Source organism: Pseudomonas sp. p21, assembly GCF_001642705.1.
In the GTDB taxonomy this organism is placed as follows: Bacteria; Pseudomonadota; Gammaproteobacteria; order Pseudomonadales; family Pseudomonadaceae; genus Aquipseudomonas.
In genome coordinates, this window is the sequence record NZ_LWBV01000010.1 from 75,370 (window position 1) to 100,530 (window position 25,161).

Genomic DNA, 25,161 nt, shown 5'->3' on the forward strand with positions numbered 1-25,161 from the left:
TGCCCATGGCCACCCCAAGCAAAGCATTCGCCATTGCCCACGACCCGCTGGTGGACGCCGACAAGGCCCACTACATGCACGGCTACCATGTGTTCGACGAGCACCGCGAGCAAGGCGCGCTGAACATCGTTGCCGGCGAGGGCGCCTACATCCGCGATACCCACGGCAACCGCTTCCTCGATGCCGTCGGCGGCATGTGGTGCACCAACATTGGCCTGGGCCGCGAGGAAATGGCCCTGGCCATCGCCGATCAGGTACGCCAGTTGGCCTATTCCAACCCGTTCTCCGACATGGCCAACGATGTGGCCATCGAGCTGTGCCAGAAGCTCGCGCAGCTGGCTCCGGGCGACCTCGATCATGTGTTCCTTACCACGGGTGGCTCGACCGCCGTCGACACCGCCTACCGGCTGATCCAGTACTATCAGAACTGCCGTGGCAAGCCGCACAAGAAGCACATCATCGCCCGCTACAACGCCTACCACGGCTCCACCACGCTGACCATGTCGATCGGCAACAAGGCCGCTGACCGGGTGCCGGAGTTCGATTATCACCACGACCTGATCCACCACGTGTCCAACCCCAACCCGTATCGCGCCCCGCACGACATGGACGAGGCCGAGTTCCTCGACTTCCTGGTGGCCGAGTTCGAGGACAAGATCCTCTCGCTGGGGGCCGACAACGTGGCGGCGTTCTTCGCCGAGCCGATCATGGGCTCGGGCGGGGTGATCATTCCGCCCAAGGGCTACTTCCAGCGCATGTGGCAGCTGTGCCAGACCTACGACATCCTGTTCGTCGCCGACGAAGTGGTGACCTCGTTCGGGCGCCTGGGCACCTTCTTTGCCAGCGAGGAACTGTTCGGCGTCACCCCCGACATCATCACCACCGCCAAGGGCCTGACCTCGGCCTACCTGCCGCTGGGGGCGTGCATCTTCTCCGAACGGATCTGGCAGGTGATCGCCGAGCCGGGCAAGGGCCGCTGCTTTACCCACGGTTTCACCTACAGCGGCCACCCGGTGTGCTGTACCGCGGCGCTGAAGAACATCGAGATCATCGAGCGCGAGCAGTTGCTGGAGCACGTCAAGGACGTCGGTGGCTACCTGGAACAACGCCTGCAAAGCCTGCGCGAGCTGCCGCTGGTGGGGGATGTGCGCTGCATGAAGCTGATGGCCTGTGTCGAGTTCGTTGCCGACAAGGCCAGCAAGGCGCTGTTCGCGGACGAGGTGAACATCGGTGAACGCATTCACAGCAAGGCCCAGGCCAAAGGGTTGCTGGTGCGGCCGATCATGCACCTGAACGTGATGTCGCCGCCGTTGATCATCACCCATGCGCAAGTGGACGAGATCGTCGAAACCCTGCGCCAGTGCATCATCGAAACTGCGCGCGAACTCACGGCGCTTGGCCTGTATCAGGGCCGATGAACCTGGCGCAAAGGGCTGTGCGTGGGCGTGCCTGGCAGGCTAGACTGCCGGGCATGACCCAGGCCTCTCCCGACACTCCGCTTACCCTTTCACTGGGCGCGCTGCAGCAATGGCATGCGGCGCTGCAGCGCGCGCTGGCCCACAGCGAAACGCCCGAGGCGCTGGCGCATGTGGCGGCTGCCATCGGCCAGCTGGTGCAGGTGGAGTCGATGATGATCAGCCTCGAGTGCCAGGGGCGGGCGCCACAGCTGCTGTACCAGCAAGGCATCCCCGACCTGCACCGTGCCGCGGTGCTGGAGCGCTACTTCAGTGCCGGCTACCTGCTCGACCCGTTCTGCCTGGCGGTGCAGAGCGGCCTGGCCGAGGGCTTCTACCACCTGCAGGAAATCGCCCCGGACAACTTCTTCGACAGCGACTATTACAAGGCCTATTACCTGGGTACCGGTTGCAGTGAAGACAGCTACTACATCGTCGACCTCAGCGCTGGCCGCAAGTTGTCGCTGAGCCTTTTCCAGGGCTGCAGCGGCACGCGCCTGAGCGCCGGGCAGATCGACCTGCTGCGGGCGCTGGAGCCGATGGTGCGTGAACTGCTGGGGCGCTATGCCAGGCATCATCTGGAGCCCGACCCGGCACCGGCCGAGCGTGGCAGCCTGCAGGCGGCGTTCGACAGTTTCGGCTGCCAGGTGCTGACCGACCGTGAGCGGGAGGTGGCGCACATGATCTTGCGCGGGCATTCGGTGAAGTCCACCGCGCTGGAGCTGGGCATCTCGCCGGAAACCGTGCGCATGCACCGCAAGAATCTGTACCTGAAGCTGCAGATCAACTCGCAGTCGGAGTTGTTTGCGCGGTTTATCGACTGGCTGCGCGGCGTTCACCTGCCGGCCTAGCAGCAAATGAGCAACTGCCTTACTCAAATCTGAAAGCTGGCGCGATCCCTGTGGGAGCGCTGCCCCCCAATAATTCTCAGCCCCTTCCTTTAGCTAGATAGGCCGCAAACTCTGCCTCCGGCACCATGCTGCCACCGGTCCCCCACACCAGATGCGTGGCCCGCTCCATGCGCCCGGCCGACAGTCCCATGCGCGCCAGGTACTCAGGCGATTCAAGCACCTTGACCATGCCCGGCATCCCCGCCAGCGCCGAAGGTTCCAGGCGTGCATTCTCCTGGTCATGGGCCAGCACCAATAGCCGATACAGCGTCTCGTCGCTGACCGTGTAATAGCCATCGAGCAAACGCTGCATCGCCTTGCCGACAAAGCCGGAAGGGCGGCCCACCGCCAGGCCGTCGGCGGCGGTCAGGTTATCGATGCCAAAATCCTGCACGCTGGTGGCGTCATGCAAACCGCTGTACACCCCCAGGAACATGCAGGGCGAGTGGGTGGGCTCGGCGAAGATGCAGTGCACATGGTCGCCCCAGATCAGCTTCAGGCCGAACGCTACGCCACCCGGGCCACCGCCGACCCCGCAGGGCAGGTAGACGAACAACGGGTGCTCGGCATCCACCCTGATACCCGCGGCCTCGAACTGGCCCGCCAGCCGCTCGGCTGCCACGGCATAGCCGAGGAACAGGTGTGGCGAGTTCTCGTCGTCGACGAAGTAGCAACTCGGGTCCGCCGCCGCCTGCTGTCGCCCTTGCTCCACCGCTACGCTGTAGTCGCTTTCGTACTCGACCACGCTCACGCCATGGGCGCGCAGCTTGTCCTTCTTCCACTGGCGGGCATCGGCCGACATGTGCACGGTGGCCTGGAAACCCAGCCTGGCGCTCATGATGCCGATCGACAGGCCGAGGTTGCCGGTCGAGCCGACCGCAACCTTGTACTGGCTGAAGAATTGCCGGGCCTGGTCGCTGGCCAGTACCCGGTAATCGCTGTCGAGGCTGATCAGGCCGGCCGCCAGGGCCAGGTCCTCGGCATGCTTGAGAACTTCATGAATACCGCCGCGGGCCTTGATCGAACCGGAGATCGGCAGCTCGCTGTCGGCCTTGAGCCAGAGCGAACCGCTGGCCGGCAGGCCCGCCGCCTGCAGCAAGGTGGCGTGCAGGGTAGGCAACGGGCGAAGTGGCGACTCGATGATGCCGCCGGCGGCGGTGGTATCCGGGAACACGCAGGCCAGGTACGGGGCAAAGCGTGCCAGCCGGTTACTGGCGGCACTGACGTCGGCGGCACTCAGGCCGACATCGGCCAGGGCCTGGGCGGCAGGGGCGATGTGCGGGTTGAACCAGCGGGTTTCGCGCAGGGCCACCAGGTCTTCGATCAGAGGGTGGGAGCTGCACCATGCTTGCAGTGTCTTGCCGTGAATCATGCTGGGTTTCCTGTTGGTTGATGATGGCCGGGGGCAATATCAGGCCGTTCCTGCGGATTGGCGAGGACCCTGTGGGAGCGGGCGCGCCCGCGAAACAGACGATACCGTGGCTGGCACGGGCTTCGCCCGTGTTCGCGGGCACGCCCGCTCCCACAGGGATGCGCGCAAGCCTCGGGTATCTAGGCGGACCGTTGATCCTGCAGGACCGCGCCCTCATTCGGCCTGCTGCGCAATCAACGCCAGGCAGCGCTGCACGATCGGGCTCACGTCGCCCTTGCGCCGGCTGAGGATGATCGGGCTGACGGCGCCACTGTCGAGCAGGCTGACATATTCGATATCGGTGCGATGCTGCTGCTGCACCGACGCCGGTACCAGGGTCACGCCCACACCAACGGCCACCAGGCCAATGGCGGTCTGCAGTTCGTTGGCCCACTGGCTGACGCGGATGCTCATGCCGTGGTGGGCGAACAGCGCCAGCACATGGTCGGCATAGCTGGGCCTTGGGTTGGCCGGGTAGAGGATGAACGCCTCGCCAGCCAGCTGGGCAAGCGTAAGCGGGCTGCTCGCCAGCGGGTGGCCCTTGGGCAGCACGGCCACCAACGGGTCCTCGCGTAGCACTTGCTGGTGTATGGCCGGGTCATCGATGCGAATGCGCCCGAAGGCGATGTCGATACGCCCGCTTTTCAGCGCCTCCACCTGCTGCAGCGTGGTCATCTCGTTCAGGCCCAGTTCCAGTTCGCTGTCCTGGCGCAGCTCGCGGATCAGCTCCGGCAGCACCGTGTACAGGGTCGAGGGAGCGAAGCCGATCCCCAGCCACTGACGCTGGCCCTGGCCAATGCGGCGGGTGTTGTCGCTGATGTTCTCCAGCTGCTGCAGCACGGTGCAGGTCTGTTCATAGAAAAAGCGACCCGCCTCGGTCAGCCGCAGCGGGCGCTCGCGCACCACCAGCAACGTGCCCAGCTGGTCTTCGAGTTGGCTGATCTGCCGGCTCAGCGGTGGCTGGGCAATGTGCAGCAGCTCGGCGGCGCGCGTGAAGTTCAGAGTTTCGGCCAGGACCTTGAAGTAACGCAGGTGGCGCAGCTCCATCAGACCTCCAGGGTATGGTGGGAGATTCATTCGATATTGGACGGCTATCAGGGTCTCGCGCAATCCTTGAACACGCAAGTAAATGCACCACTCGGGCCTGCGGCTGGCAGCCCGATATAACGGGACCTGGCAATAATGACAAGCGCGCTGATTGAACGTATTGAGGCAATTATCGTCGACCTGCCGACCATTCGCCCGCACAAGCTGGCGATGCACACCATGCAGCAGCAGACCCTGGTGGTATTGCGTGTTCGCTGCAGCGATGGCGTGGAAGGCATCGGCGAGGCGACCACCATCGGCGGCCTGGCCTATGGCTACGAAAGCCCCGAGGGCATCAAGGCCAACATCGATGCGCACCTGGCACCGGCGCTGATCGGCCAGCCGGCCGACAACATCAACGCCGCCATGCTCAAGCTGGACAAGCTGGCCAAGGGCAACACCTTTGCCAAGTCGGGTATCGAGAGCGCCTTGCTCGACGCCCAGGGCAAGCGCCTGGGCCTGCCGGTCAGCGAACTGCTGGGTGGCCGTGTGCGCGACAGCCTGGAAGTGGCCTGGACCTTGGCCAGCGGCGACACCGCCCGCGACATTGCCGAAGCCCGGCACATGCTGGAGATTCGCCGGCATCGGGTGTTCAAGCTGAAGATCGGCGCCAACCCGCTGGCCCAGGACCTCAAGCACGTGGTGGCGATCAAGCGCGAGCTGGGCGACAGCGCCAGCGTGCGGGTCGATGTCAACCAGTACTGGGACGAGTCCCAGGCCATCCGTGCCTGCCAGGTGCTCGGCGACAACGGCATCGACCTGATCGAACAACCGATTTCGCGCATCAACCGCAGCGGCCAGGTGCGCCTGAACCAGCGCAGCCCGGCGCCGATCATGGCCGATGAATCGATCGAAAGCGTCGAAGACGCCTTCAGCCTGGCTGCTGACGGCGCGGCCAGCATCTTCGCCCTGAAAATCGCCAAGAACGGCGGCCCTCGCGCCGTATTGCGCACCGCGCAAATTGCCGAGGCTGCCGGCATCGCCCTGTATGGCGGGACCATGCTCGAAGGCTCGATCGGCACCCTGGCCTCGGCTCATGCTTTCCTGACCCTGCGCCAGCTCACCTGGGGCACCGAGCTGTTCGGGCCGCTGCTGCTGACCGAAGAAATCGTCAACGAGCCACCGCAGTACCACGACTTCCAGTTGCACATTCCACGCACCCCGGGCCTGGGCCTGACCCTGGACGAACAGCGCCTGGCGCGCTTCACCCGTCGCTGAGTCACGCTGGCTGAAAGAACACACAACCCCTGTGGGAGCGGCTTTAGCCGCGAAGCAGGCGACGCGGTGGATGGCACGGGCTTCGCCCGTGTTCGCGGGCTCGCCCGCTCCCACAGTGTTCGCGCCAAATCAGAGAAAGGAGATACCAGCATGCTGTTCCACGTGAAGATGACCGTGAAACTGCCGGTCGACATGGACCCGGCCAAGGCCGCCCGGCTCAAGGCCGACGAAAAGGAACTGGCCCAGCGCCTGCAGCGCGAAGGCACCTGGCGTCACCTGTGGCGCATTGCCGGGCACTACGCCAACTACAGCGTGTTCGATGTACCCAGCGTCGAGGCGCTGCACGACACCCTGATGCAGCTGCCGCTGTTCCCGTACATGGACATCGAGGTCAACGGCCTGTGCCGGCACCCCTCGTCGATCCACAGCGACGACCGCTGAGTCGCACCTGTCTACCTGACAAGAACAAGATGAGGTAAGCACGATGACCGTGAAAATTTCCCACACTGCCGATGTTCAGGCGTTCTTCAAGGAAGTGGCCGGCCTGGGCCATGCCGAAGGCAACCCACGCTTCAAGCAGATCGTCCTGCGTGTGCTGCAGGACACTGCGCGGTTGATCGAAGACCTGGAAATCACCGAGGACGAGTTCTGGCATGCCGTCGACTACCTCAACCGCCTGGGTGGCCGTAACGAAGCCGGCCTGCTGGCTGCGGGCCTGGGCATCGAGCACTTCCTCGACCTGCTGCAGGACGCCAAGGACGCCGAGGCCGGGCTGAGCGGCGGTACCCCGCGCACCATCGAAGGCCCGCTGTATGTGGCGGGGGCGCCGCTGGCGCAAGGCGAAGTGCGCATGGACGACGGCAGCGACCCGGGCGTGGTGATGTTCCTCCAGGGCCAGGTGTTCGATGCCGATGGCAAGCCGTTGGCCGGCGCCACTGTCGACCTGTGGCACGCCAACACCCAGGGCACCTATTCGTACTTCGACTCGACCCAGTCCGAGTACAACCTGCGCCGGCGCATCATCACCGATGCTGAAGGGCGCTACCGCGCGCGTTCCATCGTGCCGTCGGGGTACGGTTGCGATCCGCAGGGGCCAACCCAGGAGTGCCTGGACCTGCTCGGCCGCCACGGCCAGCGCCCGGCGCACGTGCACTTCTTCATCTCGGCGCCGGGGCACCGCCACCTGACCACGCAGATCAACTTCGCCGGCGATCAATACCTGTGGGATGACTTTGCCTATGCTACCCGTGACGGGCTTATTGGCGAGCTGCGCTTTGTCGAGGATGCCGGGGCGGCGCGAGACCGTGGCGTACAGGGCGAGCGCTTTGCCGAGCTGGCGTTCGACTTTCACCTGCAGGCGGCCAAGGCGCCGGACGCCGAGGCGCGCAGCCACCGCCCGCGCGCGTTGCAAAACAGCTGAGCCCTGAAGGGATCCCGGTGGGGCGGGCATGCCCGCTCCCACAGGGCCCCCTACCGATTGATGACTGGTTTTTGCCTGGGCCTTTCCGTGCGGGGAGGGCCCGGGCTTTTTGCTGCCAGGGGCTGCTGATCTAGAATCCGCCTTTTACCCGAGCCCACCACCATGCTGCCCATCGAACTGCTGGCAACCACCGCCGACCAGGCCCCGCTTATTCGCAACCTCTACCAGTTCTATGCCTACGAGTCCTCCGACTGGGAGCAGGAAGACGTGGAAGTGGACGGCCGCTTCTATATCCATGACGAGCACCTGCAACGTTACTGGCAGGCCGATGGCTGGGGGGCGTACCTGGTGTTGGCCGACGGCTTCATCGCCGGCTTCGTGCTGGTCGAACGCAGCGAGCTGCCGGGCATCGACGCGTTCGAACTGGCCGATCTGTTCATCCTGAAAAAGTACCGCCGCCAAGGCATCGGCCGGGCGGTGGCGTTGCAGCTGCTGGGCGGCGAGGGCGACTGGCTGTTGCGCTGTTACGCACAGGACGCGCCTGCCGTGGCCTTCTGCAATGCAGTGTTGGCCGAGCTGTCGCGCCCGGCGCAGGCAATAGCCCTGGATGACGAACCGGCCTTGCTCAATTTTCTGGTGAAGGGCGCCCGCCATTGAAGGATTGCCAGCCTTCGTTCGCCCTTTGAATGGATCGTGGCTTTTTGTGAGCTGCTTCACAAAATGTTGATCAAAGGCATAATGCCATCAATCCTTTTCATGTCTTTCGAAGGCCCAGGTAAAGCTCATGTCGCTAGTTGCAAGCCCCGACATCATGTACCGGCTGTTGATCCAGAGTGTGGTGGACTATGCCTTCTACCTGCTCACCCCCGAAGGTATCGTCGCCAACTGGAACCCCGGCGCCCAGCGCGCCAAAGGCTACCTGGCCGAGGAAATCGTCGGCCAGCACTACTCGTTGTTCTACTCCGATGCCGAGCGCGCCGCCGGGCTGCCCGCGCGCAACCTGGAGCAAGCGCGCAGCACCGGGCGCTTCGAAGAGATCGGTTCGCGCCTGCGCAAGGACGGCACGGCCTTCCATGCCCATGTGGTGATCGACGCGGTATACGACGATGCCGGGCAACTGGTGGGCTTCGCCAAGGTTACTCGCGACATTTCCGAGCGCCAGCGCCAGGAGCTGGAACTGCTGCAGGCCAAGGAGCTGGCCGAGCAGTACAGCCAGGAAATGGCCAAGTTGTCGCAGTTCCTTGATTCGGTGATTGCCAACATCCCCGCCAGCGTCATTGTCCAGGACCTGGAAAGCCAGCGCATCCTGTTGGCCAACCAGCAGGCCGAACGCCTGTTCGGCGGGCCGCAGCGCAGCATGACCGGGCAGTTGCCCGGCGAATGCCTGGCAGCGGGCGCTGCCGGCTACCTGGAACAGCAACTGGCCCGTGGTGCCCGCAGCACCAAGGGCCATGCCGCCGAAACCCGGGTCGACACGGCCTGTGGCCCGCGCACCCTGCGCAGCCGCACCTTGCTTAGCCAGAACCGCGAAGGCCAGGCCGACTACGTGCTGTTCGTCGCCGAAGACGCCACCGAAGAGCTGGCCGCCCACGCGCAGATCCACCACATGGCGCACCACGACGCGCTGACCGGGCTGCCCAACCGCACCCTGTTCAACGAACGCCTGCGCCAGGCGCTGGTGCGTGGCAGCGAGCACGCCAAGCTGACCGCCGCCCTGTGCCTGGACCTGGACAACTTCAAGAACATCAACGACTCGCTGGGCCACGCCTTTGGCGACAAGCTGCTACGCGCGCTGGGCAAGCGCCTGCGCCGCGAGCTGCGCGAGCACGACACCCTGGCCCGCCTGGGCGGCGACGAGTTTGCCGTGGTGCTGGCCGGCCTGGAAGGCCGGGAGGCCGCATGTAACACCGCGCAGCGGCTGATCAACGCGATCTGCCCGCCGTTCCAGATCGAGGGGCACCAGTTCACGGTGGGGGTGAGCATCGGTATCGCCATTGCGCCTGATGACAGCGACCAGGCCGAGCAACTGCTGGGCTACGCCGACATGGCGCTGTACGAGGCCAAGCGCAACGGCCGCAACCGCTACGAGTGCTTCAACGTCGAACTGGACGTCGCCGCCCGCCAGCGTCGCCTGGTAGAAACCGACCTGCGCACCGCGCTGCACCTGGGCCAGTTGCAGTTGCACTACCAGCCGGTGGTCGACCAGCAGACCAGCAGCGTTACCGGCTATGAGGCGTTGCTGCGCTGGGAACACCCGACCCGCGGCATGGTCATGCCCATGGACTTCATCCCCATTGCCGAGGAAACCGGGCTGATCCACGAACTGGGTACCCGGGCGCTGAACCTGGCTTGCCAGGAGGCGGCCAGCTGGGACAGCGAGCAGACGGTGTCGGTCAACCTGTCGGCGGTGCAGTTCAAGAATGCCAACCTGGTGCACATCGTGGCCCTGGCGCTGGCCGACTCCGGCCTGCCGCCGCAGCGGCTGGAGCTGGAAATCACCGAATCGGTGCTGCTGGGCAACAGCGAGGAAAACGTGCGAACCCTGCGTGCACTGAAGGACCTGGGCGTGTCCATTTCGCTGGATGATTTCGGCACTGGGTATTCCTCGCTGGGCTACCTGCGTTCGTTCCCGTTCGACCGGATCAAGATCGACAAGTCATTCGTGCATGACATGTGCGACAGCCGCGAGGCGATGTCGATCATCCGCGCCATTACCGACCTGTCCAACAGCCTGATGATCAAGACCACGGCCGAAGGGGTGGAGTCGGAGGAGCAGATGCGCCGGTTGGCGGCGGAGGGGTGCTCGCACTTCCAGGGTTACCTGTACGGGCGGCCGGCACCGGCGAGCGAGCGGTTGAAGCAGGTCATGACGCCGGCATAGAGTCCTTGCGCGCTCCTGCAGAATCACCGCAGCCGATCGGCCCATGCAGTACCTGTGGGAGCGGGTTCACCCGCGAAACAGGCGACACGGTGGCTGGCACCGGCTGCGCCGGTGTTCGCGGGTGAACCCGCTCCCACAATGGGCCGTGCAAGCTTTCAAGGCCTGAGCAAGCCTCAGCTGTTCCAGTCTGGCGCAAACGCCGGGCTCACCACCCGCTGGTCCTTCGGCAACCCGGCAATCGCCATGCGGTCCTCGTCATCCAGTTGCACGTTCAACGCCGCCAGGTTGGCCAGCTGGTTCTCGCGGCTGCCGGCCTTGGGGATCACCGCCACGCCGTCCTGGTCCAGCAACCACTTCAGCGCCACCTGGCTGGGCAGTACGCCATGTTTGCGGGCAATCGCCTGGATCACCGGCTGCGCCGCCGCCTGCCCACGGGCCAGCGGGGTGTAGGCGGTGAGCAGCAGGTCGTGGCGGCGGGCATAGTCCAGCAGCGGTTGCTGGCCGAGTAGCACGTGGTATTCCACCTGGATCGCCGACAATGGCGCGCCCAGGGTTTCCACCACCTGGCGCAGCAACCCCAGCGGGAAGTTGGCCACGCCGATGCTGCGCGCCTTGCCCTCGTCACGCAGTGCTACCAGGGTTTCGATGCTGCGGGCCAGGTCCCAGTCCTGGCCGGGCCAGTGGATGTAGAACAGGTCGACCTGCTCGGTCCCCAGCGCGCGCAGGCTGTCCTCCAGCGACTGGCGCATGGCCTTGGGCGCCAGGCGATCCCACCACACCTTGGTGGTCAGGTGAATCTGCTCGCGTGGCACGTCGCTGTCGCGCAGGGCCTGGCCGACGGCGGCTTCGTTGTCATAGGCAGTGGCGGTGTCGATGTGCCGGTAACCCACTTCAAGCGCCTGGCGCACGGCCTGGGTGCACTCGCTGCCAGTCATTGGCCAGGTGCCCAGGCCGATCGCGGGCAGGTTCAGGCCGTTACGGGTGGTGAGCCTTTGCATGTAAATTCCTTGTAGGGTGTGCAGGGTTCGCACTCGATGGTCGGCGATCAGCACGGCACGGGCCATGCGCGTGGAGCGGAAAGTGGTCGATCAGCGAACAGAAATTGCAGTCGACCTGGACAAGCGGCAATTGAACTTCCTTATGCTTCGGTATCTCTTCTAGAATCCGATCTGATGCATCCGCCAGGCAACGCCTGCGCGGCCTTCCCTGGGCGCCGCATCCAGCCGCGCCGTCATCGAGAGTGCCATGAGTTCCAGCACACCGCTGTCCGGAGTCAACCAACCCCTGCGCGGCATCGCCCTGGTGGTGGTGGCGACGTTCCTGTTCGCCAGTCACGATGCCCTGTCCAAGTTCCTCGGCGGCCTGTACCCGATCATCATGGTGGTGTGGGCGCGGTATGTGGTGCACACGTTGCTGATGGCCAGCATTTTCCTGCCCAAGGCCGGGCTCAACGTGCTGCGCACCCGCCGGCCGTTGTTGCAGACGTTACGTGCCCTGAGCCTGCTGAGTACCAGCCTGCTGTTCACCACCGGCCTGCAGTACCTGCCGCTGGCCGAGGCCACGGCGGTCAACTTCCTCGCCCCGGTGCTGGTCACCGCGCTGTCGGCGCCGCTGCTGAAGGAGCGGGTGACGGTGGGGCAGTGGGTGGCGGTGGTGATGGGCTTCATCGGCGTGCTGGTGGTGGTGCACCCGGGCGGGGCGATGTTTACCCCAGCCATCCTGTATCCGTTCGGTTCGGCGCTGGGCTTCTGCTTCTATCAGTTGCTGACGCGTATCCTGGCTGCGCATGACAGCCCGACCACCAGCAACTTCTATGCGGGGTTGTGCAACACCCTGGCGATGAGTGCGCTGGTGCCGTTCTTCTGGGAGATGCCGCGTTGGGACCATGCGCTGCTGATGCTGGCGCTGGGTGGCTTTGGCATGACTGCGCACCTGCTGCTGACCCAGGCCTTCCGCCATGCGGCACCGGCGTTGCTGGCACCGTTCAGCTATTGCCAGATCGTGTTTGCCGGGTTGCTTGGGTTGGTTGTCTACAGCCAGGTGCCGGATACCCTGAGCCTGGTGGGCATCTCGGTGATCTGCCTGAGTGGGCTTGGGGCGGCGTGGATGCAGCGGGGCAAGTGACAACCTTTAATGGCCTCTTCGCGGGTAAACCCGCTCCCACAGGTCCAGCGCCCTGGCCGAGGGTTGCGATGTGCCTGGGGGAGCGGGCTTACCCGCGAAAGGGCCTTCAAACGCGCCTCTTCAATAAAGCCTGCAACGAATCGTCAAAGTCCCGCAGCGCATCCGCCTGTACCGCACGCTCATCCTCGACCACCCGTGCCACATCGCCCAGGCGCTTGCTAGCCCGCCCTTCAGCCCGGCCGATATAGGTCAGCTGGTCATCGAAAAAACGCGCCACCACCCGGCTTTCGATATCCGCACTGGCCAAACGGCTTTCGGTGTCCAGTAGCACGATCACATCCGGGTGGTCGCCCAGCAGCGTGTCGAGGTTGTCATAGAAAGTCACGTCGGCAAACTGCTGCGCCAGTGACCGCGCCAGCCAGTCATACGCCTGGCTCTCGCTGCTCACGGTAGCCACCGGGACGCGCTTGCCCTGGGCCTTGGCGGCGGCCTGGGGGCGATGGCTGTCGAGGTATTCGAGGGTCGCTGTGGCGTCACGCCCCAGCAGCACCGCCACCCGTTGGCCGGGGGCCAAGGCGACGCTGGAAATGGCCGTGGCCGAATAGAAGTGCCCATAGGGCTGCGAGTCGGTAGCGGCCGGGCTGGCACAACCGCCAAGGGCGGCCAGCAAGGCGAGCAGGGCAGCGATCATGCCGGTTTTCATGGGAGGCCTCATCAATCAGTGAACGCCGCCATCTTCCGTCCGGGCTGGCCGCAGCGGAACTTGATGGCATTCATGGTGGCTATCGATGAGGTCGATGCATCACCGCGTGGCCATGAACTGCAGGATGCGTTCGCGCAGCCAGCGCTCGGCCGGGTCGTTGTCCTGGGCGCCGCTCCAGACCATCGACAGTTCGGCTTCGGTGATCTCGAACGGTGCCGGGTCGGCGCGCAGGCTGCCGTCGTCGGCCAGGGCGCAGGCGGCGTAGTCCGGCACCGTGGCGATCATCTCGGTGTTGCGCAGCAAGGCGCGCAGGCTGCCGAACTGCGGCACCGCCAGCACCACCTTGCGGCAGCGGCCGATGCGCGCCAGGTCGAGGTCGATATTGCCGCTCATGTCACCGGAAAACGACACCATCACATGCGGGCGGGCGCAGTATTCGTCGAGTGTCAGCGGGCCCGGGCGGTCATCGGCGCGCAGCACCCGCACGCCGATGTCGCGCAGCTTGCGGCGCTTGGCGGTGGCCGGCAGGTCTGTGGTGTAGCTCACGCCTACCGAGATCTCGCCGCTGGCCAGCAGCCCCGGCATCAGCAGGAAGTTGGCCCGGCGCACCACCACGCTGATGTCCGGGGCCTCTTCGCGCAGGGCCTGTAACAGGGCAGGGAACAGGCCGAATTCGGCATCGTCCGACAGGCCCAGGCGGAACACGTTGCAGCTGTTGGCCGGGTCGAACTCATGGGCGCGGCTGATGGCGGCGGAAATCACGTCCATGGCCGGCCCCAGCTCGGCGAAGATCTGCATGGCCCGTGGCGTGGGCTCCATGGCCCGGCCGTTGCGGATCAGCAGCGGGTCGTCGAACAGTTCGCGCAGGCGGGCGAGGGCGGCGCTGACGGTGGGCTGGGTGATGAACAGCTTTTCGCCGACCCGGGTCAGGTTGCGTTCGATCATCAGGGCTTCGAACAGTACCAGCAGGTTCATGTCGACGCGGCGCAGGTCGTTGCGGTTCATGAGGTGGCGGGTTCCGGAGTAGAGGGGGTGGCGGTGTATTGAAGCATGTGGGCAGTCTGATTGCCTTGTATGGATGTGCCGGCCTCTTCGCGGGCATGCCCGCTCCCACAAGTGCTGCACAGCCCTCAAGACCTATGGAGGTCCTGTGGGAGTGGGCGTGCCCGCGAAGAGGCCAGCACAGGCATGACCCTGACAGAGCCAAGCTATCACCCCTCAATAGCCACTCTATTAGAACTCTGCCCAAGCTCGGCTAGTCTTTCCTCTGGCCCCGCGAATTCGGCGAACGGGCGGCATGTCAGCACTTGCGTGCAAGACCCCGCCAACCCCGTCGTGACAGCTTCGCAAGCCCCGTGTAGACCTTATGAGGGGTAGCACGAGCCCATGCGCTCGGCTGAAAGAACACCTGGCATAGACCGGAAATCTGGATAACCGACCCAAAGGTACCCGCAGATGTCGAACGAATCGAAATGCCCGTTCCATCAAACCGCAGGTGGCGGCACCACCAACCGTGACTGGTGGCCTGACCAGCTCAACCTGAGAATTCTTCACCAACATTCCTCCAAGTCCGACCCGATGGACCCGGGTTTCGACTATGCCAAGGCGTTCAAGAGCCTCGACTTCCAGGCTCTGAAGAAAGACCTGACCGCCTTGATGACCGACTCCCAGGACTGGTGGCCCGCCGACTTCGGCCACTACGGCCCGCTGTTCATCCGCATGGCCTGGCACAGCGCCGGGACCTACCGTATCGGCGATGGCCGGGGTGGTGCAGGCTCTGGCCAGCAGCGCTTCGCCCCACTCAACAGCTGGCCGGACAACGTCAGCCTGGACAAGGCCCGGCGCCTGCTGTGGCCGATCAAGCAGAAGTACGGCAACAAGATCTCCTGGGCCGACCTGATCGTGCTCACCGGCAACGTCGCCCTCGAATCCATGGGCTTCAAGACCTTCGGCTTCTCCGGCGGGCGTGCCGATGTGTGGGAGCCGGACGAAGATGTGTACTGGGGTTCGGAAAAGGTCTGGCTGGGCGGTGACACCCGCTACGGCAAAGCCCAGCCGCCCGGCCAGGGCGACCTGGTGGCGGAGCCGGCCAAGCGTCCGGAGGAGCAAAGCCGGACCTTGCAGGGCGAGCGCAACCTGGAGAACCCGCTGGCTGCCGTGCAGATGGGCCTGATCTACGTGAACCCGGAAGGCCCGGAAGGTATCCCCGACCCGGTGGCTTCGGGCAAGGACATCCGTGACACCTTCGGCCGCATGGCGATGAACGATGAAGAAACCGTGGCGCTGATTGCTGGCGGCCACGCCTTCGGCAAGACCCACGGTGCCGGCCCTGCCGACAACGTCGGCCCCGAACCGGAAGCCGCAGGCCTGGAACTGCAGGGGCTGGGTTGGGCCAACAAGTTCGGCAGCGGCAAGGGTGGCGATACCATCACCAGTGGCCTGGAAGTGACCTGGACTTCGACCCCCACCCGGTGGAGCAACGAGTACCTCAATAACCTGTTCAACTTCGACTGGGAACTGACCAAGAGCCCGGCCGGTGCCCACCAGTGGCGGCCGAAAGAGGGCAAAGGGGCAGGCACCGTGCCGGATGCCCACGACCCGGCCAAGCGCCATGCTCCATCCATGCTCACGTCCGACCTGGCGCTGCGCTTCGACCCGATCTACGAGCCGATCGCCCGTCGCTTCAAGGACAACCCTGATCAGCTGGCCGACGCGTTCGCCCGTGCCTGGTACAAGCTGATCCACCGCGACATGGGCCCGCTGGCGCGCTACCTGGGCCCGGAAATGCCCAACGAAGAGTTGCTGTGGCAGGACCCGCTCCCAAAGGTCGATCACCCGTTGGTGGGCGAGCAGGACATTGCCGCGCTCAAGGCCAAGGTGTTGGCGTCGGGCCTGAGCGTTGGCGATCTGGTGGCCACTGCCTGGGCGGCGGCGTCGACTTTCCGCGGTTCGGACAAGCGTGGCGGGGCCAACGGTGGTCGCCTGCGCCTGGCGCCGCAGAAGGACTGGCCGGCGAACCAGGGCACGGGCAAGGTGCTGGCGGCCCTGGAGAAGATCCAGGCCGAGTTCAATGCCGGTGGCAAGAAAATCTCCCTGGCCGACCTGATCGTTCTCGCCGGCACCGCCGCAGTGGAAAAGGCTGCCAAGGACGCCGGGCACAACGTCAGCGTGGCGTTCCGCCCGGGGCGTACCGATGCCTCTCAGGCGCAGACCGACGTCGAGTCGTTCGCCGTGCTGGAGCCGCTGGCCGATGGCTTCCGCAACTTCACCAAGGCCCGCTACAGCGTCAAGGCCGAGAAGCTGCTGCTGGACAAGGCCCAGTTGTTGACCCTCACCGCGCCTGAAATGACCGTGCTGATCGGCGGCCTGCGTGTGCTCGGCGCCAACCATGGCGGCAGCCAGCAGGGCGTGTTCACCGACAAGGTCGGTACCCTGAGCAACGACTTCTTCCGCAACCTGCTGGACATGGGCGTGGAATGGAAGCCGACCTCGGCGGATAACGAAACCTTCGAAGGCCGCGACCGCAAGACCGGGCAGGTGAAGTGGACCGGTAGCCGGGTTGACCTGGTGTTTGGTTCCCATGCCCAGTTGCGGGCGTTGAGCGAGGTGTATGGCAGCGCTGATGGCGGTGACAAGTTCGTGCGGGACTTTGTGGCAGCCTGGCAGAAAGTAATGGAGCTGGATCGGTTTGATTTGAAGTAGCAGTGTTTTCGGGGGCGCTCTACCCAGGTACAGCGCAGGTTTTGGGTGCATGCTGTACCTGTGGTGGCGGCGCTCATTTACCATGGCGGCTGTTTTTAGCCATTGCCAAGGAAACCCGCCATGAGCGCCCCTCAGTTCCGCACCCCCACAACCGCCGACGCCGAACGCTGCTACGCCATTGAAATCGGTGCCTATGAAGGCGATGAGGCGGCCACGCTGGAGAAGATTCGCACCCGCATCGCGCAGTATCCGCAAGGCTTCCTGGTGTTGGAAAACGCGGGTGAGATCGTCGGTTTCATCAACAGTGGCTGTGCCCACGAAGTGGTGATGTCCGACGAGGCATTCAAGGAGCTGGTCGGGCATGACCCGGCGGCGCCAAACGTGGTGATCATGTCGGTGGTGGTGGACCCGGCGCACCAGGGCAAAGGCTACGCCAAGCGCTTGATGGATGAATTCATCGCCCGCATGAAGGCGGCGGGCAAGCTGACCATTCACCTGATGTGCAAGGAACAGCATGTGGCGTTGTACCAGAAGCTGGGGTATCAGTACGTGAAACCGTCGCCGTCGGAGCACGGCGGTATGGCCTGGCATGAAATGGTCATGGTCCTCTGATTTCGCAAGATTGCCTGTCGCGTAGCGAATTGAATTCTGTGCGAGCCGGCTTGCCGGCGATGGGCCGCAAGGCGGCCCGAATGGCTGCTTATTCGCCGCTGACCAACTGGCGGGCCAGCTGGTTGTGACGCTCCAGCACCCGTGGCAGGTCGACTGTGGCCAGCTGGCCGTCCTTCACTACCACACGGCCATTGATGACGCTGGTGTGTACCTGGGTCGGGGTGCAGAACACCAATGCTGCCAGCGGGTCGTGGTGACCACCGGCATAGGCCACGTGGCCGAGGTCGAAGGCAACGAAGTCGGCCACCATGCCTGGGGCCAGGGCGCCGATGTCATTGCGGTTGAGCACCTTCGCGCCGCCGAGCGTTGCAATTTCCAGCGCCTCGCGTGCGGTCATCGCGTCGGGGCCGAAGCCCACCCGTTGCAGCAACAGGGCCTGGCGCACTTCACCGATCATGCTGGCGCCGTCGTTGGATGCCGAACCGTCGACCCCCAGGCCCACCGGGACTCCGTGGTCGCGCATCTTGCGCACCGGGGCGATGCCCGAGGCCAGGCGCATGTTCGAGCAGGGGCAGTGGGCGACACCGGTGCCGGTGCGGGCGAACAGCTCGATGCCATGCTGGTCGAGCTGCACGCAGTGGGCGTGCCACACGTCGTGGCCGACCCAGCCGAGGTCTTCGGCATATTCGGCAGGGGTCATGCCGAATTTTTCGCGGCTGTAGGCGATGTCGTTGACGTTCTCGGCCAGGTGGGTGTGCAACGACACCCCGTACTGGCGCGCCAGCACGGCTGCTTCGCGCATCAGGTCGCGGCTGACCGAGAACGGCGAGCAGGGCGCCACCACGATGCGGCGCATCGAGCCGTGGCTGGCATCGTGGTAGTCCTCGATCAGGCGCTGGGATTCCTTGAGGATGTCGGCTTCCTTTTCCACCACCGAATCAGGCGGCAGACCACCCTGGCTGCGGCCCACGCTCATGCTGCCGCGTGCGGCGTGGAAGCGCATGCCGATCTCGTCGGCGGCATGGATGCTGTCGTCGAGCTTGCAGCCGTTGGGGTAGATGTACAGGTGGTCGCTGGAGGTGGTGCAGCCGGACAGGATCAGTTCGGCCATGGCGGTCTGGGTCGACACCGCGATCATCTCGGGGGTCAGGCGCGCCCAGATCGGGTACAGGTTGGTCAGCCAGTTGAACAGCTCGCCATCCTGGGCCGCCGGCACCACGCGGGTGAGGCTCTGGTACATGTGGTGGTGGGTGTTGACCAGGCCAGGGATGACCACTTTGCCGGCCATGTCCAGCACCACGTCGGCGTGCTGTGGCAGGGTATCGCTGGGGCCGACCTGACGGATCAGGTTGCCTTCGATGAACATTCCGCCGTTCTTGATCTCGCGGCGTTCGCCGTCCATGGTGACCAGCAGTTCGGCGTTTTTGACCAGTAGCGTTTTTGGAGCATTTGTAGATGACATGGCTTAAGCCTGTCGCAATACGCATCGGCGATTACCGATGTCATAGGCGCAGGGCATTGTAAGCAAGGTTTTTGTAGATTGTATACAGGGCTGGTGATCCTGTACTGGCCTCTTCGCGGGTAAACCCGCTCCCACAGGTACTGCACAGCTCATGAATTCTGTGTAGTACCTGTGGGAGCGGGCGTGCCCGCGAAGAGGCCGGTGCAGGTTACCTCAACAGCAGATCACGCCGCCCCGCGGCTGGCGACACCATCCACCAACCGCGCAATCCCCAGCGGGTTGGCACTTTTCAACGCATCCGGCAGCAGCGCATCCGGGTAGTTCTGGAAGCACACCGGGCGCAGGAAGCGGTCGATGGCCAAGGTGCCGACCGAAGTGCCACGGGCATCGGAGGTGGCCGGGTATGGCCCGCCATGCACCATCGCATCGGATACCTCGACGCCGGTCGGGTAGCCGTTCAGCAGCAGGCGCCCGGCCTTGCGCTCCAGCAGCGGCACCAGCGTGGCAAAGGCGCGCAGGTCGTCCGGCTCGGCAATCAGGGTGGCGGTCAACTGGCCTTGCAGGTGGCGCAGCGCTTCGACCAGTTGCTGGGCATCGACCACCTCCACCAGCACGGTGGTTGGGCCGAACACTTCTTCCTGCAGCAGCGGGTCGCTGTTCAGCAGCAGGCTTACGTCCGCCTTGAACAGCTGCGGCTGGGCCTGGTTGCCGGTTTGTGGCTGCCCGGCCAGGTGCTGGATGCCCGGGTGCGCCAGCAGGTGCTGTACACCGTTCTGGTAGCTGCGCAGGGTGCCAGCGTTGAGCATGGTCTGCGGCCCCTGGTCGGCCATGCGCGCCACCAGCGTGTGCACGAACCGTTCGAACTGCGGCGACTTGATGCCCACCACCAGGCCCGGGTTGGTACAGAACTGCCCGCAACCCAGCACTACCGAGGCGGCCAGCTCGCCGGCTACTTGCTCGCCACGGGCTTGCAGGGCCTGGGGCAGGACGATTACCGGGTTGATGCTGCTCATTTCGGCGAACACCGGGATCGGCTGCGGGCGCGCAGCAGCCATGTCGCACAGGGCGCGGCCACCACGCAGCGAACCGGTGAAGCCGACCGCCTGGATGGCCGGGTGCTTGACCAGTGCCTCGCCCACGCCGGCGCCATAGATCATGTTGAACACGCCTGTTGGCATGCCGCTGTCGGCCACCGCGCGGTCAATCGCCGCGGCTACATGGGCTGCGGTCAGCATGTGCCCGCTGTGGGCCTTGAACACCACCGGGCAGCCGGCGGCCAGCGCCGAGGCGGTGTCACCGCCGGCGGTGGAGAACGCCAGCGGGAAGTTGCTGGCGCCGAATACGGCCACCGGGCCGACGCCGATGCGGTACTGGCGCAGGTCCGGGCGCGGTAGCGGGGTGCGCTCGGGCAGGGCACGGTCGATGCGTGCGCCGAGGAAGTCGCCACGGCGCACCACATCGGCGAACAGGCGCAGCTGGTTGCTGGTACGGGCGCGCTCACCGCGGATGCGTGCTTCGGGCAGCGCGGTTTCGCGCATCACATGCTGGACGAAGTCATCGCCCAGTGCGTCGAGTTCGTTGGCGATTGCGTCGAGGAAGGCGGCGCGCTGTGCCGGGCTGGTGCTGCGGTAGGCCGGGTAAGCGGCCTCGGCGGCCTGCACGGCGGCTTCGACTTCGTCGCCGGTCGCCTGATGGAAGGCGTATGGCAATGGCTCGCCGGTGTGGGCGTCGACGCTGTTCAGCAGCACGTCACCGTTGCCGCTGAGCTGGCCGGCGATGTGGTTCAGGCGATGTTCGATGGACATTTCGTTTCCCGTTGGCAATGACAGTCGTTGGGCTGGGACTGTAGGGGGCGAAATGCGTGCTGAATAATGATTAATGCGGATCAGGTGATAACGTTCTGTTATCGCGTGGCCTGCTATTGAGGAACGATGTTCAAGCGTGTGCCATTCCCTGTGGGAGCGGGCGCGCCCGCGAAGCGCCCGACACGGTGTATGGCACCGGCTTTGCCGGTGTTCGCGGGCACGCCCGCTCCCACAAGGGCTGCGCAGGCTTCCAGATCTGAGCAAGGCCGTTGTGGGGGGAATGCTGTTTGTGTCACTCGGCCATCTGCAACTCCGGCAGCTTCACCCGGAACGCCCGGGTCAGCCCCAGCAGCACCACAAGGCCCATGCCCATCCAGCACAAACCGATGGTGAACGACAGGCTGGTCAGGCTGCTCCACAGCCACAGCGTGCTGAGGAAGCCCAGGCCGGGAATGGCGCCATACAGCAGGTAGTTGCGACCACCACGCAGCTTGTGGTCGATCAGGTAGTGTTTGACCACGGCCAGGTTCACCGCCGAGAAGGCGAACAGTGCGCCAAAGCTGATCATGTTGGCCACCGTGTCGAGGGTGATCACCAGGGCAATCAGCGACAGCAGGCTGACCAGCAGGATGGCCGTGGCCGGTACGCGCTTTTTCGTCACCAGCTGGCCGAACGCACGGGGCAACGCACCGTCGCGGCCCATGGCGAACAGCACCCGCGACACGCTGGCCTGGGACACCATGGCCGAGGCGAAGCAGCCGGCCACATAGGTGGCGGTGAAGGCGGTCACCAGCAACTCGCCGCCGACCCGGCGCATCACGTCCACCGACGCCGAGTCCGGGTCGGCGAAGCTGCCCCAGTCAGGGAACACCATCTGTGCGCAGTACGACACCACCAGGAACAACATGCCGCCGATCAGCGACACGGCAAGGATCGCCACAGGAATGCGGTAGGTCGGGTTGCTGGTTTCCTCGGCCATGGTCGAGACCGCATCGAAGCCCAGGAACGACAGGCACAGTACGGCGGCGCCGGTCATGATCAACGGCACGCTGAAGCCTTCGTGGTGGAAGGGCGCCAGCAGCGACACCGGCTGCGCCTGGCCGCTGAGGTTGTGGATGGACAGGGCGACGAACACGATGATGAACACCAGTTGCACCACCACCAGGATCCAGTTGACCCGGGTGATCGACTCGATGCCGATCAGGTTGAGGAAGGTGACCAGGGCAATGGAGCCCACCACCCACACCCAGGCGTGGATGGCCGGGAAGTATTCCGACATGTAGATGCCGATCAGCAGGTAGCTGAGCAGCGGCAGGAAGATGTAGTCAAGCAGCAGGGTCCAGCCGGCGATGAAGCCGATGTGGCTGCCGAAGGCCTTGCGTGTGTAGGTGTAGACCGAGCCGGAGTAGGGGTGGGCCTGGACCATGCGCCCGTAGCTGTAGGCGGTCAGCAGCATGGCACCGAGGGTCAGCAGGTAGGCGGTGGGCAGGTGCCCTTTGGTCATCTGGGTGACCAGCCCGTAGGTGGTGAATACTGCAAGGGGGACCATGTAGGCCAGGCCGAACAGCACCAGGGCGGTCATCCCCATGGACTTGCGGAAACGGCCGTTGCTGGCGGTGGGGGGCGACGGGGCATGCTCGGTGCTATTCGAAGGGCTATGTGCAGGGCTATGGGCTGTACTTGTTGTTGTATGCATTGCTAACTCCTGGAAAGGGATGCAGGACGCCGCGGTATGCGAGCGGGCTCGATACCGGTGGGGGGTTGTGCAAGGAGGTCGAGCGGGTGGCTCGCAGCGCTGGGGCGGGTTGATGCTCCCACACCCCGCAGGTACCCGGAATCACCCTTTGGGGTGAGCCGGGAGGCGGCTGTACCTGCTCACCCCAAAGGGTGATTTCGGTGTTTGCAGTGCCATGGGAGTATCTGGCCAACAACGCACCGCACTGGCAGCGGTGCCTTTACTTGATACGGCAGGCCCACAGTGACTAATCAATTGCTTTCGCAACAGTGGTTCGAGCACCTGGCCAAGGTCACCGAGGCGATCGGCCGGCCGGGCTTTGCCGCCACCCTGTTTGCTGCACTTGGCGTGATCCGGCCGATCCAGGCGACCACTGTGTACCTGTACCCGCACGACGGCATGCCGTGCGCGCTGTTCGAGCAGGACGACAAGGCGCCCTGGCAGCCCGAGGGCAACGTCAGCCGCTACCTGTCCGGCTTCTACCTGCTCGACCCGTTCTACGGTGCCTGTGTGGAGCAGGTCGAGTCCGGTTGCTACGGCCTGTTCGAGGTGGCACCCGACCATTTCGAGGTCAGCGAGTACTACCAGTCGTTCTACCGGCACTCGCACCTGGAGGATGAGCTCAACTACATCCTGCAGGTCGCACCCGGGCAGAGCCTGGCGGTATCGCTGGCGTTCACTGACAAGCTCGATGGTCAAACCCGCGCGCTGTTCGGGCGTATCACACCCTGGATGCTGGCGGTGCTCAGCAAGCACTTTGCCGGGCTGGACAGCCGCGCCGGGCGCTTCGAGAACATCCTCGAGCAGCGCATCCACGCGGCCCTGAACAACTTCGGCAGCTCGTTGCTGACCGAGCGTGAATGCCGTATCGCCCAGCTGATCCTGCGTGGCCACTCGACCAAGTCGCTGGCCGAGCGCCTGGGGGTGTCGGAGGACACCATCAAGTCTCACCGCAAGAACGTCTACGCCAAGCTCGACATCGGCACCCAGTCCGAGCTGTTCTCCCTGTTCATCGACGCGCTGGCCAATGCCCAAGGCGTGCTGGGCAAGGACCCGCTGGAAAGCTACATGGGCAAGCTGCGCTGAATGCCAGCAGCCCTGCAACCCACCGCAAAGGAAAACCAACAATGAATGCGCCTTTCGCCCCGCAACGCCAGACCCGCGACTATCAGGCCTCCGATGCCGCGCACCACATCCATGCCTTCCTCGACCAGAAGGCGCTGAACGCCGAAGGGCCGCGGGTGATCGTCGGTGGCGAACGCCTGCACCTGTGGGACAGCGAGGGCAAGCGCTACCTGGACGGCATGTCCGGCCTGTGGTGCACCCAGCTCGGCTACGGCCGCCGCGACCTGACCGCTGCCGCTGCTGCGCAGATGGACCAGCTGGCCTACTACAACATGTTCTTCCACACCACCCACCCGGCGGTGATCGAACTGTCCGAGCTGCTGTTCAGCCTGCTGCCGGGGCACTACAGCCACGCGATCTACACCAACTCTGGCTCCGAGGCCAACGAGGTGCTGATCCGTACCGTGCGCCGCTACTGGCAGGTGGTCGGCCAGCCGAGCAAGAAGGTCATGATCGGCCGCTGGAACGGTTACCACGGCTCGACCCTGGCGGCCACGGCGTTGGGTGGCATGAAGTTCATGCACGAAATGGGCGGGCTGATCCCGGATGTGGCGCACATCGACGAACCTTACTGGTACGCCGAAGGCGGTGAGTTGACCCCGGCCGAGTTCGGCCGCCGCTGCGCCCAGCAACTGGAGGAAAAGATCCTCGAACTGGGTGCCGAGAACGTCGCCGGCTTTATCGCCGAGCCGTTCCAGGGCGCGGGTGGCATGATCTTCCCGCCGGAAAGCTACTGGCCCGAGATCCAGCGCATCTGCCGCCAGTACGACGTGCTGCTGTGTGCCGATGAAGTGATCGGCGGCTTTGGCCGCACTGGCGAATGGTTCGCCCACGAATACTTCGGCTTCGAGCCCGACACCCTGTCGATCGCCAAGGGCCTGACCAGCGGCTACGTGCCCATGGGCGGGCTGGTGCTGAGCAAGCGCATTGCCGAGGCGCTGGTGGAGCGGGGCGGGGTGTTCGCCCACGGCCTGACCTATTCCGGCCACCCGGTGGCGGCGGCGGTGGCCATCGCCAACCTGAAGGCGCTGCGTGACGAAGGTATCGTGCGCCAGGTGAAGGACGACACCGGGCCGTACCTGCAGCGCATCCTGCGCGAGGTGTTCGCCGACCACCCGTTGATCGGCCAGGTGCAGGGCGCCGGGCTGGTGGCGGCGCTGCAGTTTGCCGAGCACAAGCCGACGCGCAAGCGCTTCGCCAACGAGAACGACCTGGCCTGGCAGTGCCGCACCTTCGGTTTCGAGGAAGGGGTGATCATTCGCTCCACCCTGGGCCGGATGATCATGGCGCCGGCGCTGATCGCCAACCACAGCGAGCTGGATGAGCTGGTGGAGAAGACCCGCATTGCCGTGGACCGCACGGCGCGCCTGGTCGGCAAACTCTGAACCGCCGACAAGGGTAACGCATTTCCCTGTGGGAGCGGGCACGCCCGCGAACAACGGCGAAGCCGGTGCCATCCACCGTGTCGCCTGATTCGCGGGCACGCGCTCCCACAGGAACCGCATAGCCCCTATGAAAATTGCTCCAACAGCC

20 protein-coding genes are annotated in these 25,161 nt (G+C 64.9%); 12 read left to right on the plus strand and 8 right to left on the minus strand.

Annotated elements, in window-relative coordinates; genetic code table 11:
• Positions 1-5: 5 nt before the first annotated feature.
• Positions 6-1,418 carry an aminotransferase gene (locus tag A4C63_RS24145; RefSeq protein ID WP_063914956.1) on the plus strand — a complete coding sequence of 471 codons (1,413 nt, stop codon included), beginning with the start codon at positions 6-8 and terminating at the stop codon, positions 1,416-1,418.
• A gap of 53 nt (positions 1,419-1,471) precedes the next feature.
• Positions 1,472-2,305, plus strand: coding sequence for a helix-turn-helix transcriptional regulator (locus A4C63_RS24150; protein ID WP_172827555.1), 834 nt, complete (start codon positions 1,472-1,474; stop codon positions 2,303-2,305).
• 76 nt (positions 2,306-2,381) lie between these two features.
• Here the strand turns inward: A4C63_RS24150 and A4C63_RS24155 are convergent, their stop codons facing one another.
• A complete protein-coding gene (locus A4C63_RS24155) occupies positions 2,382-3,716 on the minus strand; it encodes a D-serine ammonia-lyase (RefSeq protein ID WP_063914958.1) in 1,335 nt (444 codons plus the stop codon).
• Between the two features lie 213 nt (positions 3,717-3,929).
• On the minus strand, positions 3,930-4,802 hold the full coding sequence (catR, locus tag A4C63_RS24160; RefSeq protein WP_063914959.1) for an HTH-type transcriptional regulator CatR: 873 nt from the start codon (positions 4,800-4,802) through the stop codon (positions 3,930-3,932).
• A 135-nt stretch (positions 4,803-4,937) separates the two neighbouring features.
• Here catR and A4C63_RS24165 point away from each other — a divergent pair, with 135 nt between their 5' ends.
• The 5 genes from A4C63_RS24165 to A4C63_RS24185 all read left to right on the plus strand — a co-directional run bounded on the left by A4C63_RS24165 (position 4,938) and on the right by A4C63_RS24185 (position 10,360).
• A complete protein-coding gene (locus A4C63_RS24165) occupies positions 4,938-6,059 on the plus strand; it encodes a muconate cycloisomerase family protein (protein ID WP_063914960.1) in 1,122 nt (373 codons plus the stop codon).
• 150 nt (positions 6,060-6,209) lie between these two features.
• Positions 6,210-6,500, plus strand: a complete 291-nt coding sequence (gene catC, locus A4C63_RS24170; protein ID WP_060497109.1) for a muconolactone Delta-isomerase — start codon at positions 6,210-6,212, stop codon at positions 6,498-6,500.
• Positions 6,501-6,543: 43 nt separating this feature from the next.
• Positions 6,544-7,479, plus strand: coding sequence for a catechol 1,2-dioxygenase (gene catA / locus A4C63_RS24175; protein ID WP_063914961.1), 936 nt, complete (start codon positions 6,544-6,546; stop codon positions 7,477-7,479).
• A 162-nt stretch (positions 7,480-7,641) separates the two neighbouring features.
• Complete coding sequence (locus A4C63_RS24180) at positions 7,642-8,136, plus strand: GNAT family N-acetyltransferase (protein ID WP_063914962.1); 495 nt, start codon at positions 7,642-7,644, stop codon at positions 8,134-8,136.
• Between the two features lie 127 nt (positions 8,137-8,263).
• Entirely contained in the window at positions 8,264-10,360 is a 2,097-nt protein-coding gene (locus A4C63_RS24185) for a bifunctional diguanylate cyclase/phosphodiesterase (protein ID WP_063914963.1), read from the plus strand.
• 173 nt (positions 10,361-10,533) lie between these two features.
• Here A4C63_RS24185 and A4C63_RS24190 read toward each other — a convergent pair whose 3' ends face one another.
• Positions 10,534-11,358 carry an aldo/keto reductase gene (locus A4C63_RS24190; RefSeq protein WP_063914964.1) on the minus strand — a complete coding sequence of 275 codons (825 nt, stop codon included), beginning with the start codon at positions 11,356-11,358 and terminating at the stop codon, positions 10,534-10,536.
• A 247-nt stretch (positions 11,359-11,605) separates the two neighbouring features.
• Here A4C63_RS24190 and A4C63_RS24195 point away from each other — a divergent pair, with 247 nt between their 5' ends.
• Positions 11,606-12,484, plus strand: coding sequence for a DMT family transporter (locus A4C63_RS24195; RefSeq protein WP_063914965.1), 879 nt, complete (start codon positions 11,606-11,608; stop codon positions 12,482-12,484).
• A gap of 106 nt (positions 12,485-12,590) precedes the next feature.
• On the opposite strand, the gene A4C63_RS24200 is transcribed toward A4C63_RS24195, so the two are convergent.
• Together A4C63_RS24200 and A4C63_RS24205 are read right to left on the minus strand one after the other, a co-directional pair.
• On the minus strand, positions 12,591-13,187 hold the full coding sequence (locus A4C63_RS24200) for a hypothetical protein (protein ID WP_063914966.1): 597 nt from the start codon (positions 13,185-13,187) through the stop codon (positions 12,591-12,593).
• 99 nt (positions 13,188-13,286) lie between these two features.
• A complete protein-coding gene (locus tag A4C63_RS24205; RefSeq protein WP_063914967.1) occupies positions 13,287-14,192 on the minus strand; it encodes a LysR family transcriptional regulator in 906 nt (301 codons plus the stop codon).
• A gap of 450 nt (positions 14,193-14,642) precedes the next feature.
• On the opposite strand from A4C63_RS24205, the gene katG reads away from it, so the two are divergent.
• A complete protein-coding gene (gene katG, locus A4C63_RS24210; RefSeq protein ID WP_063914968.1) occupies positions 14,643-16,889 on the plus strand; it encodes a catalase/peroxidase HPI in 2,247 nt (748 codons plus the stop codon).
• A 120-nt stretch (positions 16,890-17,009) separates the two neighbouring features.
• A complete protein-coding gene (locus A4C63_RS24215) occupies positions 17,010-17,501 on the plus strand; it encodes a GNAT family N-acetyltransferase (RefSeq protein WP_063914969.1) in 492 nt (163 codons plus the stop codon).
• Between the two features lie 88 nt (positions 17,502-17,589).
• Here A4C63_RS24215 and A4C63_RS24220 read toward each other — a convergent pair whose 3' ends face one another.
• The 3 genes from A4C63_RS24220 to A4C63_RS24230 all read right to left on the minus strand — a co-directional run bounded on the left by A4C63_RS24220 (position 17,590) and on the right by A4C63_RS24230 (position 22,464).
• Positions 17,590-18,963, minus strand: a complete 1,374-nt coding sequence (locus A4C63_RS24220) for an 8-oxoguanine deaminase (RefSeq protein WP_063914970.1) — start codon at positions 18,961-18,963, stop codon at positions 17,590-17,592.
• A gap of 224 nt (positions 18,964-19,187) precedes the next feature.
• Complete coding sequence (locus A4C63_RS24225; protein ID WP_063914971.1) at positions 19,188-20,768, minus strand: aldehyde dehydrogenase (NADP(+)); 1,581 nt, start codon at positions 20,766-20,768, stop codon at positions 19,188-19,190.
• A 292-nt stretch (positions 20,769-21,060) separates the two neighbouring features.
• Positions 21,061-22,464 (minus strand): APC family permease, encoded by a 1,404-nt coding sequence (locus tag A4C63_RS24230; RefSeq protein ID WP_063914972.1) that lies wholly within the window; start codon positions 22,462-22,464, stop codon positions 21,061-21,063.
• A gap of 282 nt (positions 22,465-22,746) precedes the next feature.
• Between A4C63_RS24230 and A4C63_RS24235 the strand changes: the two genes are divergently transcribed.
• Positions 22,747-23,589: a helix-turn-helix transcriptional regulator gene (locus A4C63_RS24235; RefSeq protein ID WP_063914973.1), complete on the plus strand. Its 843-nt coding sequence runs from the start codon at positions 22,747-22,749 to the stop codon at positions 23,587-23,589.
• A 41-nt stretch (positions 23,590-23,630) separates the two neighbouring features.
• The gene (locus A4C63_RS24240) at positions 23,631-25,013 is read left to right on the plus strand and encodes an aspartate aminotransferase family protein (protein ID WP_063914974.1); all 1,383 of its coding nucleotides are present in this window, start codon (positions 23,631-23,633) and stop codon (positions 25,011-25,013) included.
• Positions 25,014-25,161 lie beyond the last annotated feature (148 nt).

Excerpts from the sequence above, each read along its gene's own strand:
- A4C63_RS24145 (WP_063914956.1), top strand. The coding sequence starts at position 6 with ATGGCCACCCCAAGCAAAGCATTCGCCATTGCCCACGACCCGCTGGTG.
- A4C63_RS24150 (WP_172827555.1), top strand. The coding sequence starts at position 1,472 with ATGACCCAGGCCTCTCCCGACACTCCGCTTACCCTTTCACTGGGCGCG.
- A4C63_RS24155 (WP_063914958.1), bottom strand. The coding sequence starts at position 3,716 with ATGATTCACGGCAAGACACTGCAAGCATGGTGCAGCTCCCACCCTCTG.
- catR (WP_063914959.1), bottom strand. The coding sequence starts at position 4,802 with ATGGAGCTGCGCCACCTGCGTTACTTCAAGGTCCTGGCCGAAACTCTG.
- A4C63_RS24165 (WP_063914960.1), top strand. The coding sequence starts at position 4,938 with ATGACAAGCGCGCTGATTGAACGTATTGAGGCAATTATCGTCGACCTG.
- catC (WP_060497109.1), top strand. The coding sequence starts at position 6,210 with ATGCTGTTCCACGTGAAGATGACCGTGAAACTGCCGGTCGACATGGAC.
- catA (WP_063914961.1), top strand. The coding sequence starts at position 6,544 with ATGACCGTGAAAATTTCCCACACTGCCGATGTTCAGGCGTTCTTCAAG.
- A4C63_RS24180 (WP_063914962.1), top strand. The coding sequence starts at position 7,642 with ATGCTGCCCATCGAACTGCTGGCAACCACCGCCGACCAGGCCCCGCTT.
- A4C63_RS24185 (WP_063914963.1), top strand. The coding sequence starts at position 8,264 with ATGTCGCTAGTTGCAAGCCCCGACATCATGTACCGGCTGTTGATCCAG.
- A4C63_RS24190 (WP_063914964.1), bottom strand. The coding sequence starts at position 11,358 with ATGCAAAGGCTCACCACCCGTAACGGCCTGAACCTGCCCGCGATCGGC.
- A4C63_RS24195 (WP_063914965.1), top strand. The coding sequence starts at position 11,606 with ATGAGTTCCAGCACACCGCTGTCCGGAGTCAACCAACCCCTGCGCGGC.
- A4C63_RS24200 (WP_063914966.1), bottom strand. The coding sequence starts at position 13,187 with ATGAAAACCGGCATGATCGCTGCCCTGCTCGCCTTGCTGGCCGCCCTT.
- A4C63_RS24205 (WP_063914967.1), bottom strand. The coding sequence starts at position 14,192 with ATGAACCGCAACGACCTGCGCCGCGTCGACATGAACCTGCTGGTACTG.
- katG (WP_063914968.1), top strand. The coding sequence starts at position 14,643 with ATGTCGAACGAATCGAAATGCCCGTTCCATCAAACCGCAGGTGGCGGC.
- A4C63_RS24215 (WP_063914969.1), top strand. The coding sequence starts at position 17,010 with ATGAGCGCCCCTCAGTTCCGCACCCCCACAACCGCCGACGCCGAACGC.
- A4C63_RS24220 (WP_063914970.1), bottom strand. The coding sequence starts at position 18,963 with ATGTCATCTACAAATGCTCCAAAAACGCTACTGGTCAAAAACGCCGAA.
- A4C63_RS24225 (WP_063914971.1), bottom strand. The coding sequence starts at position 20,768 with ATGTCCATCGAACATCGCCTGAACCACATCGCCGGCCAGCTCAGCGGC.
- A4C63_RS24230 (WP_063914972.1), bottom strand. The coding sequence starts at position 22,464 with ATGCATACAACAACAAGTACAGCCCATAGCCCTGCACATAGCCCTTCG.
- A4C63_RS24240 (WP_063914974.1), top strand. The coding sequence starts at position 23,631 with ATGAATGCGCCTTTCGCCCCGCAACGCCAGACCCGCGACTATCAGGCC.